Below are 11,117 nucleotides of genomic sequence, written 5' to 3'. Positions count from 1 at the left end.
CGGGTGGGGCTGGCCGAGCGGGTGAGTCGGGTGACGAAGTTGGGCAGGCGCATGTGTTCCAATGGTCGGCCGACGCGCACGGGGCCGTCGAACGCTGGCACGTGCATCCACACGGCCCGGGGCAGCACGCGCGAACGCGAACGCCGAAGGGCTGAGACGCGGGCGAGACCGGGGTAAGCGGCGGGCCCACGACGAGGATTTGACTGTCGGTGTCGTAAAACGAGAGCGAAGGCGTCTCGCGTTTCACCCCGGGCCACAGTGGGCCGCTTGGGCGAAGCCATCACCATACGGGTCAAAGCTGAATAACTGCTCAGAATTCGCGCCCGGAACGCAACAGTGACGTTGCGCCCGGCCGCGAAGCACGCACTGCGGGGTGACCGCGCCTGTTTACGCCTCGGTGCCGGGCGTCGACTCTGGCGTCACGGCGCTGGTGTCGGTGGCGTCGGTGGCGTCTGCAGACTCGGCCAGCTCGGCAGACTCGGCCGGCTCGGCCGACGACTCCGCGGCATCAGCAGACGGCTCGTCGAACTGAACGGTGTAGAACTCGTTGCGGGCGCGAGCCCGTTCTTCGCGCTCGAGGCGCAGCTGCTCCATCTTCTCTTCGCGCTGGCGCAGGCGGTCTTGGTCGACCTCCACGCGACGCACGGTCACGCCGCTGCGGGGCGCCGGGGTCGAGCGAGCCGGTGTTGCCGCCTTCGCGGTGCTCGAGCGAACCGCGCTGCCTGCCGAAGGGCGGGTGCCGGATGCCCGTGCAGCGGCCGCTTGCGACACAGTGGGCATCTGCCCCGAACCCTTGCAGCGTTCACCGTTTTTGTTCTCGTGCTGAATCATGGAGTTCGAGACGAGCCCCACAGCAATCGACCGCCCACATACCGGGCATTTGGTTGCCGTACTAGCCATTTGATCTGTCTCCCATTCAAGGTTCGCGACTTCAACGGTAGCTGATCGCAGCGCGACCAGAACCCGATTGTCGCGCTTCGGCGGCGAAAGACAGAGGGCCGGTACCCGCCCGAAGCGAATACCGGCCCTGCTCTGTGCGTGCGCTCAGCCAGCGCGGTGTCGGCGGCGCACCAGGATGGCGCCGGCGCCGAGGGCGAGAAGCAGCAGTGCAGCGAGCACTCCGCCCCCGATCTCGAGCCCGGTGTTGGCGAGGCCCACACCGGCCGAACTGCCCGAACTGCCCGATCCGTTCGATCCGTTCGATCCGTTTCCGGCAGCACCCGGCAGCGGTGTTGCCCCCGAGCCAGTACCGCCGGTCGACGGGCCACCCGCGCCCGTACCGGGGTCGACACCCGTACCGGGGTCGACCGGCGTACCCGGATCAACCACATCGACCAGGTCGTTGTTCACAACCCGAACGATCTCGGCCTCGGTCAGCACGCGCGAGTACGCGTGCACCTCGTCGATGGCGCCCGGCCAGAAGTCGACCAGCGCACCGTTGAACTCCCCGGCACCGACGAGCGTACGGCCCGCTGATCCCACACCACCGGTTGCGACCGACCCGGCGAGAACGCCGTCGACGTAGAGCCGGGCCTCCTGCTTCGCCGAATCCCACACACCGGTGAGCTGGTACCAACGACCGAGCTCCACCTCAGTGGTGCTCACCGCCCGCTTCTCGCCCGGCAGGCTGAACGCGAACCCGCCGTGCCCGTACTGCAAGAAGAACGAGCTCTGCCCGCTTGTTCCTTCTTGGCTCAGCGCGGTCACCCAGTTCGCCGGCATTGTGTCGAGCTTGACGCGTGCCGACACCGTGTAGCTAGCCGCGGTGTCGACGGTGGGTGCGGATGCACTCGCGAACTGCCCCGCGCCCGAGAGCTGTACGGCCGAGCCACTGTGCCCTGCCGACCATCCAGCCCCGCCCTGCAGAGTGAGGTCGTGACCGTTACCCGTCACGTCGGCTGCGGCGGTGCCGCTGCCTTCGTCGAACGGCCAGCTGGCGTCGCCCACCAGCCCGGGGGCGGTGGGAATGGCATTGCCCGCGGAGGCGCCGGCCGCGACAACCTGCAGGTTGACGGCCCGAACCTGCGCCAGATCCATCTTGGCCACGCGCCGGTCGTAGGTGAAGAAGCCGTTCACTTCGCCTTCGACGTCGCTGATCTGCGTGTAGACCGAGCCCGACAAGAACGTGCGGGCCGGCTCGATGAGCGTCTTCGTGTTGGCGACATAGGCTGCTGTGAGCTCGGCCGAGTTCTTCACGGCCTGGTAGGGCGCGAACGCACCCGGCCAGGTGTGCCCGACCACACTGTAGGAGAATCCGCCGTGCTCGCCGTCGACCGCGGCCCGGGTGGGGTCGGGGCTGGCGAGCCCGGGGCCCGGGTAGCTGTGCCAGTCGATGACGTCACCCTTGCCCGAGTCGCCGGGCAGGTTGCAGCAGTTCAGGCCGCTTCGCGCGTTCACGAGCCGCGACGGGTCTTGTGCCTTCACCGAATCGGCGATCTGGCCGGTCACCGTAGTGTTCCACTCGCTCCAGCCCTCGTTGAAGATGGTCCAGCCGATGATCGACGTGAACCCTTTCAGAGCGTCGACCGTCTGGTGCATCTCGTCGACCAGGTTGTTCTGCGTTGCCGTCGAGTTGAGCGCATCGGTGCCTCCGGGAACGGCGTCTTGCCACACCATCAACCCGAGCGTGTCGGCGTAGTAGTAGAACCGTGCCGATTCGACCTTGATGTGCTTGCGAATGGTGTTGAAAGCCATGTTCTTCGTCTGCTGCAAGTCGAACTTGAGTGCGGCATCCGTCGGCTGCGTGTACTGGCTCTCTGGCCAGTAGCCCTGGTCGAGCGTCGAGAGCAAGAAGGTCGGCTTGTCATTCAGCGTGATCTTCTGCACCCCGTTCACCGTGCTGATGGCGATGGAGCGCATACCGAAGTAGCTTGTCGCCGTATCGCCGCCGGTGATCGACACGTCGAGCCCGTACAGGTACGGGTCGTCGGGGCTCCACAGGTGGGCGTTCGGCACCGGCAGCGTGAGGGCACTGTTGGCCGAGCCAGACGTGCGGCCGACCTCTGCGCCGTTCGCATCGCGCGCGATGACCGTCACGGTGTCTCCGGCGTTGGCCGAAGCCGAGGCCACGGTCACGCTTGCGGTGTTCGCGTGAATGTTGGGCGTCGCCACAACCGAGTCGATCGACACGGGTGCCACGGGCTCCATCCACACCGTCTGCCAGATGCCAGAGCTCGGCGTGTAGAAGATACCGCTCGGGTTGGCGCGCTGCTTGCCAACCGGCTGGTCGGTGCTGGTGGTGTCGGTGACGCCGACGATCAGCTCTTGGTCAGCACCCGACTTCAGTGCGTCGGTGAGGTCGACGGTGAACGGCAGGTAGCCGCCGGTGTGCTCGCCCACCTTGACGCCGTTCAACCACACAGTGGCCCGGTAGTCGACCGCACCGAAGTTCAGCTGCAGGCGGTTGCCACCCGAAGCGGCCACCTTCCAGTCGGCCGGCACCGAAATGCTGCGCTTGTAGAACATGTGGTCTTCGTGGCGCTCGATGCCCGACAGATACGACTCGATCGGGTACGGCACGGTGACCGTCTCGGCGAGGGTCTGGCCCACGGGTGGGGCGTCGGTTTCGGATGCCCCACTGAACTGCCACGGCCCGTTGAGGTTCTGCCACGCATCTCGCACCAGTTGCGGGCGAGGATACTCGGGCAGCGGAGCGCTCTTGTCGATCGTGGCCGAGAACTCGGTCTGCATCGCATAGGTCGAGCCGTTGATCACCGGCAGATCGAAGGCCGGAACGGGGGCGCCGTTCGAGGTGGCCGTACCGAGTCCGTCGTACGAAATGCGCACAATGACGTTGCGGTCGATCTGGGCTCCGAGGGCGAGGGTGAGGTGCCGGGCATCCGCCACCGTCACGCCGTCAAGAGGGTAGGTCTGGCCGCTGACGGTCACCGCGAGGTGGCTCGTGATGGCGCTGTCGAGCCCCTCGACGTCGTTCGGGAACGTGAGTGCGACAGATTGGCCGTCGGTAGGAACAGCCGCGTCGGCAGCGAAGGCCGGGTAGCCGGCGGGTGCGTAGAACGCGTCGGCGGGAACGATCTCGCGGGCCTGGCTGGCACTCTGCCAGCGGAGGAACATGTTCGCACCTCCCGTCTCCTGGAACTGCTCGACCTTCACGTCGTAATGGGTGCCGGCGACGAGCGTGATGGGCTGGGCGGTCTGCTCGTTGTCCCAGTCTTTCTGCCAGTGGTCGATGACGAGCGTGCCGTTGATCCAGACGCGAAAGCCGTTGTCGCCGATGGCCGAGAATGTGTAATCTTCGCTGAATTTCGGTGCGATCTCGCCCGTCCAGCGGGCCGCCGTGTCGGTGTTTCGGCCGGTCAGGTCTTGGTAGGCGCTCACCAGATCGGGAAAATTGATCGATGAGTCGAGGCGGGTGGCCTTCAGCTCGGCGAGGTCGTCGGCTCCGGCGGCCGACGAGAGGAAGTATTCTCCTTTGAGGCCGTGAACACTGGGCAGGGCGGGCGCGGCGAGCAGTTGCCCAGCGGGTGACGCTGCAGCCGGCGAGGCGAGTGCGAGCACTCCGCCCAGCGCCAGAGCGCTCGTCACCAGCAGGGCGAGCCCGGCCGAGGCTCGACCACGCCGAGGGGGGTGTTGGGTCATGAAATTTGCCTTTCGTCTTTGATAAGCAGCTGTGACAGTGTCTCTAAAACCTGTACGAAAGTACAGACTCTTTTTCAGAGAGCCCCGATTCGCACCCCAGAACGCCGGGATTGCGGTGATACGCTCCCTGCATGACAGATGTCGGATACATCTGGGTTGGGCCGCTCGAGCACAACTCCGACTACCAGCGCGACATCTTGCGGCAGCGCGGGGTGACCGAGTTCTACGAAGACATCAGTGCCAATTCGGCCACGCCCACCCGTGCCCAGCTCACGGCGGCGCTCGATGAGATCACCCCGAACGACACGCTCGTAGTGTGGCGGCTCGACCGGCTCGCGAGCACCTCAGCGCAGGTGCTGTCGCTGCTCGAACTGCTCGCCGGGCGCGGGGTGGGAGTGCGTTCGATCACGGAGGGGCTCGACACGGGCGGGCCCGAATCGGTGGCGCTGCTGCGGTTCATCCACGCGTTCACCGACCTCGAGAAGACACTGATTCGTGAGCGCACGATGGTGGGCGTGTATGCCGCCCGGGCTCGTGGGCGTGTTGGCGGCAGGCCGCGGGCGCTGTCGCAGACGAACATCGAACGAGTGGCGATGCTGCGCGACCAAGGCGCCTCTGTGCGGGAGATCGCCCAGCAGCTCGGCACCTCGCGTGCGACGGTCTACCGTGCGCTCGAGGAGCAGAACGCCGAGCCCGACGACGAGGAGGTCGGAGCCGAGTCGCGCGCATCGATCACTCTGCGGTTCAGCACGCCGAGCCTGCCCGATCTCGGCTCGAAGCACATCGCCGACGCCTGACGTTTCACCCCGCACCGCGCACACCAACCGGGGGCAAAACGATCAGAATTGGTCATTCTCCGAACTTTGTTCGTAGTATGGCCGGGTGATTGCAGCGCAGCGACGCAATATGATTCTCGAGGCCCTGAGGGCCGATGGGGCCGTCTCCATCAGCTCACTTGCCGAGAGCCTGGAGACCTCCGCGGTCACCATTCGCCGTGACCTGGTGTACCTCGATTCGGTCGGCATGCTCACCCGCACCCATGGCGGCGCCGTGGCCGGGCCACCGTCTCGTGAGTCGTCGTACGCCGAGAAGATCGTGCAGGCCATCGACGAGAAGTACGCGATTGGCCGGCTCGCCGCCACCCTCGTGCACGACGGCGACGTGATCATCATCGGGCCCGGCACGACGACAGAAGCGTTCGCCGAATCACTGCTGCAGAAGACCGGGCTGACGGTCATCACCAATTCGTTGCCGGTCGCCGAGGCCTTTGTGCAGGCGACAGCGAACGAGGTGATCATGACGGGCGGCACGCTGCGGGCATCCATTCGGGCATTCGTGGGCGAGGCGACCAACCGCACTCTGCGCGGAATACACGCCGACAAGACGTTCGTCTCGGGCAACGGGCTGGTGGCCGACTTCGGGCTGTCGACGCCGAACATGACGGTCGCCGACTCTGACCGCGCCATGGCAGCGGCTGGCCACGAGATCGTTGCGCTCGTCGACCACACCAAGTTCGGAGTACGCACGGCGATCCAGACCATCTCGACAGAGCAGATCACCCACCTCGTCACCGACGCCGAGGCCCCGGTCGACCAGCTCGGGCTTTTTGCCAGAAGCGGCACCACGCTGCATGTCGCAAAACCCGGTACTGGACTTTTGGACACGATTTAGCAACAATGCATCATTAGCACTTTCTCTTCTGAGAGAAATTGCTACGTTTTGATCGTCTCGGGAAACCCAGACGCTCTGCACCCACACCAACAAGGAAGTTGACAGCAATGAAAACGTACCGAAAGGGTCGCGCTCTGCTCAGTGCAGCGGCGTGTGTCGCAGCCGTCGGACTCGTTCTGACCGGTTGCACGAATACCGGCACCACCTCCAGCGCCAGCACCGGCTCAGCCACCGACGCGGCCCAGACCGCCGCCGCCGTGAGCGGGCCCACCTGCTCACTCGCCGACTACAAGGGCGACAAGATCGACCTCACCCAGGCCATTGTCGGTTTCTCGCAGTCGGAGAAGGAAGACAACCCGTTCCGCATCGCCGAGACCCAGTCGATCACCGACGAGGCCGCGAAGATCGGCGTGAAGAAGTTCATCAAGACCAACGCGCAATCGACCCTCTCGAAGCAGATCTCCGACATCAACGACCTCATCTCTCAGGGCGCGCAGGTGCTCATCGTGGCTCCCCTGAACTCCGACGGTCTCGAGCCGGCACTGAAGGCCGCACGTGACAAGAACATTCCGGTCATCACCATCGACCGCAAGCTGAACGCCACCGCGTGCAGCGACTATGTCTCGTTTCTCGGCTCCAACTTCGTGCAGCAGGGCCAGCGCGCGGCCGACCAGCTCATCGCCGGTACCAAGGGCACCGCCAAGGTCGCCGTGCTGCTCGGTTCGTCGGGCAACGGCGTGACCACCGACCGCACTTCGGGTTTTGTCGACGAGATCAAGGCGAAGGGCCCCGGCATCACGATCGTCGCCCAGCAGACGGGTGACTTCGCCCGCGACAAGGGCCAGTCGGTGACCGAGCAGTTGCTGCAGTCGAACCCCGACATCACCGCCATCTACGCCGAGAACGACGAAATGGGCCTCGGCGCTCAGGCCGCCATCATCGCGGCAGGCAAGACCCCCGGCAAAGACATTCAGATCTACTCGATCGACGGTACGAAGAACGCCGTCTCGCAGATCGTGACCGGTGCCTACAACGGCGTGATCGAGTCGAACCCGCGCTTCGGGCCGCTCGCCTTCGCCACGCTCAAAAGCTTTCTCGCCGGTGACGCCGTCGGGCAAGACATCGTGATTCAAGACTCGCAGTACGACTCGTCGAACGCTGCGGCGAAGGTCGACTCGGCCTTCTAGCCGAACCCTGTGCCGGCGATGCGAACAGCGTCGCCGGCACACTCTCTTTTCATCGACAAGAAAGGTACGGCCGCGACGATGGATGCTCCCGCCGCCTCCCCCGCGAACACTGACGTTCCCGTGCTCGAAGCCCGCGGTGTGACCAAACGTTTCGCCGGCGTCACTGCGCTGAGCGACGTGACCTTCAGCGTGCGGCCCGGCGAGAGTCTCGCTCTGATGGGCGAGAACGGCGCCGGCAAGTCGACCCTGATCAAGGTGCTCACCGGCGTCTACCAGCCTGACGACGGCGAACTCTTTCTGCACGGCGAGGTCACCTCGTTCGCCCGGCCGCTCGACGCCCAGAAGTCGGGCGTCAGCACCATCTACCAAGAGGTGAACCTGGTGCCGCTGATGTCGGTGGCCCAGAACATCTACCTCGGCCGTGAGCCGCGTTCGCGCCTCGGCCTCATCGACTTTCGGCGTATGTACAGCGATGCGCGCGCCCTGCTGAACGAATACGGCATCGAGGTGGATGTTCGCCGCCCACTTCGCACTCTTGCCCTCGGTGTTCAGCAGATGGTGGCACTTGCCCGCGCCGTGAGCATCAACGCCAGCGTCGTCATCATGGACGAACCCACCTCCTCTCTCGAGGCCCGCGAGGTGGAGACGCTGTTTCGGGTGATCGGTCTGCTGCGCGCACGCGGCATCGCCATCATCTACGTCTCGCACCGCATGGATGAGATCTACCGCGTCTGCGAGACGGTGACCGTGCTGCGCGACGGCCACGTCGTTCACGTCGGTTCGCTGCACGACCTGCCACGCATGGAGCTCGTCTCGATGATGCTCGGCCGATCGGTGGAGAAGGTGCGCCGCGGCGGCGTCACCGAGTTCACCGACGCGAACGAGAGCGACGCTCCCCCGGTGCTCGTCGCCGACGACCTCAGCCGCAAACACCAGATCGACGGCATCAGCCTCGTCATTCGCCCGGGCGAGGTGGTGGGGCTCGGCGGGCTGCTCGGCTCCGGCCGCTCAGAGACCCTCAAGGGGCTCTCGGGAGTGATGCAACTCGATCGCGGCAGCGTGTCGATCGACGGCAAGACCGTTCGCAGCGGATCGGTGCCGGCGGCCATCCGCGCCGGAATCGTGATGCTGCCAGAAGACCGCAAGAGCGAGGGCATCGTGCCGAATCTCTCGGTGCGCGACAATATCGTGCTCGCTGCGCTGCCGAAGCTCTCGCGCGCCGGGTTCACCTCGAAACGCAAACAAGACGCCGTGGTCGACGTGTTCATCAAGCGCCTGCACATCAAGGTGTCGAGCCCCGACCAGATCGTCTCCGAGCTCTCGGGCGGCAACCAGCAGAAGGTGATGATCGCCCGCTGGCTCGCGATGACCCCCAAGGTGCTGCTGCTCGACGAACCCACCCGGGGCATCGATGTGGGGGCGAAGGCCGAGGTGCAGTCGCTCATCGACGAGCTCGCGCACGAAGGTCTTGCCATCGTTCTGGTGTCGAGCGAGGTCGAAGAGGTGGTCGAAGGCTCGGCACGAGTCATCGTGCTGCGCGACGGCTCGATCGAGACCGAGCTGCGTGGCGACGATGTCGACGAGCAGTCGCTTCTCGCCGCTCTCGCGGGCGATTCTTCGGCCGGCGCCGGCGCGGTCACCCCCGGAGCCACCACTACCGCGAACCCTGACGAATTCCCGACGAAAGCAGACGCATGACCCAGGCAACCGTGTCGGTCTCCGTGCCCACCCGCGGCTCGGTGCTCGGCCTCTTTCAGAAGTACGGCGTCTACATCGCCATCGTTCTGCTGCTGGCCTACAACCTCTTCTTCACGCCGAACTTCTTCGCGGTCGACAACTTCCGCACCCAGTTCGTGCAGGTGGTGCCGGTGCTCATCGTGGCACTCGGCATGGCCCTGGTTATCGGCACCGAGGGAATCGACCTCTCGGTGGGTGCCGTGATGGCCCTGGCCGCCGCCGTCATTCCTCTCTATGTGGGGTACGGGCTGGTTCCCACCCTGCTGATCGCCATTCTGGTGGGTGCCGTGATCGGCGCCGTGAACGGCTCGATGGTGGCCTTCATCGGGGTGCAGCCGATCGTCGCCACACTCTCGGTGATGGTCGCCGGCCGCGGGCTGGCGCTGCTCGTTGCGAACGAGCAACTCAAGTCGGTCACCGACCCGGGCGTGCTCTCGCTCGGGCGCGACTCCGTTCTCGGGGTACCGATCAGCGTGATCATTGCTGCGGTGCTTGTGGGTGGTGTGGCGATACTGGTGAACCGCACCACGTTCGGCAAGCAGCTGATCGCCATCGGCGGCAGCCGCCGGGCGGCGGAACTCTCGGGGCTGCCGGTCAAGCGCATACTGCTTCTCGTCTACGTACTCTGTGCGGCGCTGGCCGCGGTGGCCGGTGTCATCGGTACGGCCCGATTGGGAGCATCCGTGCCCTCCACCCTCGGCAACCTCATCGAACTTTCAGCCATCACCGCGGTGGTGGTGGGCGGCACCCCGCTGAGCGGCGGGCAGGTGAAGGTGCTCGGCACCCTCGCCGGCGCCCTGCTACTGCAGTTCATCAGCGCCACCCTCATCAAACACAACGTTCCCGACGCGTACTCGCAGATAGCCCAGGCCATCATCATTCTGCTCGCGGTCTACATTCAGCGCGGAAAGGCCAGAGTCAAATGACCACCACCCTCGAACCGGCGGCAGGGCCCACAACGGATGCCCAGGCCACCCGCGAGCGCATCGCCAGCCTTCTGCAGAGCTATGGCGCCGCTATCGTGCTCGTCATTCTGCTCGTGCTCGGCAGCATCGCGTTTCCCACCTTCGCCACCGGCAGCAACTTCGCCAACGTTCTGACGCAGTCGTCATTCCTTCTCATCGTTGGTGCGGGAATGACGTTCGTCATCCTCACCGGCGGCATCGACCTCTCGGTGGGTTCGGTCTTCGCCCTCGGCGGCGTGCTGGCGGCGTTCGGTTCGACGTACGGCATCGTGGGGGCACTGCTGTTTCCGCTGATCGTCTGCGGCGCCATCGGTGCAGTGCAGGGCCTGCTGGTCGCGTACGCCGGAATGGCACCGTTCATCGTGACGCTCGCCGGTCTGCTGGGGGTACGCGGGCTGGTGCTCGCCGCGACAGACGGGGGTTCGACGACCCCGCTGATCAGTGACCCCGCGGTGGTGAACCTCGGCCAGGGGGCGGTCTTCGGCATCCACTGGCCCGTCTTCATCGCGATCGTTGTGGTGGTCGTCGGCAGTGTGCTGCTGGCACGAACCCGCGGCGGTCAGTCGGTATTGGCTGTGGGCGGGTCAGAGAGCGCATCGACCCTGATGGGGCTGCCCGTCGCCCGGGTGAAGTTCAGCGTGTACGTGGTGAGTGGGCTCTGCGCGGGGCTGGCCGGTGCGCTGAACGCGGCGTACTCGTCATCGGGAGTACCCACGGTGGGGGTCGGGCTCGAGCTGAACGCCATCTCGGCCGTGGTCATCGGCGGAACACTGCTGGTGGGCGGGCGCGGCAACCTGGTCGGCACCGTGGCCGGCGTGCTGCTGCTGAGTGTGATTCAGAACCTGATCAATCAGGTGGGGTCGCTGAACTCGTCGGTGCAGGCGGTCGTGTCGGGTGCGTTCCTGGCTATCGTCGTGATCATTCAGACCGTACTCTCGCGCACCCAGCGGTTGTAGCC

Annotated in this window: 8 protein-coding genes; 6 read left to right on the top strand and 2 right to left on the bottom strand. The window is 65.6% G+C overall.

The genetic code is table 11. The features are described 5' to 3' along the window. Positions 1-387 precede the first annotated feature (387 nt). Both D4765_RS11380 and D4765_RS11375 read right to left on the bottom strand, forming a co-directional pair. A complete protein-coding gene (locus D4765_RS11380; protein ID WP_136642414.1) occupies positions 388-780 on the bottom strand; it encodes a hypothetical protein in 393 nt (130 codons plus the stop codon). A gap of 264 nt (positions 781-1,044) precedes the next feature. Continuing rightward, positions 1,045-4,599, bottom strand: a complete 3,555-nt coding sequence (locus D4765_RS11375) for a LamG-like jellyroll fold domain-containing protein (protein ID WP_136642413.1) — start codon at positions 4,597-4,599, stop codon at positions 1,045-1,047. Between the two features lie 131 nt (positions 4,600-4,730). On the opposite strand from D4765_RS11375, the gene D4765_RS11370 reads away from it, so the two are divergent. From D4765_RS11370 to D4765_RS11345, 6 genes are all read left to right on the top strand, one after another. Beyond that, complete coding sequence (locus D4765_RS11370) at positions 4,731-5,396, top strand: recombinase family protein (RefSeq protein WP_136642412.1); 666 nt, start codon at positions 4,731-4,733, stop codon at positions 5,394-5,396. A gap of 109 nt (positions 5,397-5,505) precedes the next feature. Then, positions 5,506-6,270 carry a DeoR/GlpR family DNA-binding transcription regulator gene (locus tag D4765_RS11365; protein ID WP_136642411.1) on the top strand — a complete coding sequence of 255 codons (765 nt, stop codon included), beginning with the start codon at positions 5,506-5,508 and terminating at the stop codon, positions 6,268-6,270. Between the two features lie 107 nt (positions 6,271-6,377). Then, entirely contained in the window at positions 6,378-7,457 is a 1,080-nt protein-coding gene (locus tag D4765_RS11360; protein ID WP_136642410.1) for an ABC transporter substrate-binding protein, read from the top strand. 18 nt (positions 7,458-7,475) lie between these two features. Further along, a complete protein-coding gene (locus tag D4765_RS11355; RefSeq protein WP_237280394.1) occupies positions 7,476-9,155 on the top strand; it encodes a sugar ABC transporter ATP-binding protein in 1,680 nt (559 codons plus the stop codon). After that, entirely contained in the window at positions 9,152-10,120 is a 969-nt protein-coding gene (locus D4765_RS11350; protein WP_136642409.1) for an ABC transporter permease, read from the top strand. Before D4765_RS11355 ends, D4765_RS11350 begins: the two co-directional genes overlap by 4 nt. Continuing rightward, the gene (locus tag D4765_RS11345) at positions 10,117-11,115 is read left to right on the top strand and encodes an ABC transporter permease (RefSeq protein WP_136642408.1); all 999 of its coding nucleotides are present in this window, start codon (positions 10,117-10,119) and stop codon (positions 11,113-11,115) included. The genes D4765_RS11350 and D4765_RS11345 overlap by 4 nt, the downstream gene beginning before the upstream one ends. The last annotated feature ends 2 nt before the right edge of the window (positions 11,116-11,117 follow it).

The organism is Subtercola vilae (assembly GCF_004923255.1).
GTDB classification, from domain to species: domain Bacteria; phylum Actinomycetota; class Actinomycetes; order Actinomycetales; family Microbacteriaceae; genus Subtercola; species Subtercola vilae.
Note: the sequence above shows the minus strand (reverse complement) of the source record. Positions and strands in the feature narration are given on the sequence as shown.

Bases quoted from the DNA above. Each gene is read 5' to 3' on its own strand.
- D4765_RS11375 (WP_136642413.1), bottom strand. From the start codon at position 4,599: ATGACCCAACACCCCCCTCGGCGTGGTCGAGCCTCGGCCGGGCTCGCC.
- D4765_RS11355 (WP_237280394.1), top strand. From the start codon at position 7,476: ATGCGAACAGCGTCGCCGGCACACTCTCTTTTCATCGACAAGAAAGGT.
- D4765_RS11345 (WP_136642408.1), top strand. From the start codon at position 10,117: ATGACCACCACCCTCGAACCGGCGGCAGGGCCCACAACGGATGCCCAG.
- D4765_RS11370 (WP_136642412.1), top strand. From the start codon at position 4,731: ATGACAGATGTCGGATACATCTGGGTTGGGCCGCTCGAGCACAACTCC.
- D4765_RS11380 (WP_136642414.1), bottom strand. From the start codon at position 780: ATGCCCACTGTGTCGCAAGCGGCCGCTGCACGGGCATCCGGCACCCGC.
- D4765_RS11350 (WP_136642409.1), top strand. From the start codon at position 9,152: ATGACCCAGGCAACCGTGTCGGTCTCCGTGCCCACCCGCGGCTCGGTG.
- D4765_RS11360 (WP_136642410.1), top strand. From the start codon at position 6,378: ATGAAAACGTACCGAAAGGGTCGCGCTCTGCTCAGTGCAGCGGCGTGT.
- D4765_RS11365 (WP_136642411.1), top strand. From the start codon at position 5,506: ATGATTCTCGAGGCCCTGAGGGCCGATGGGGCCGTCTCCATCAGCTCA.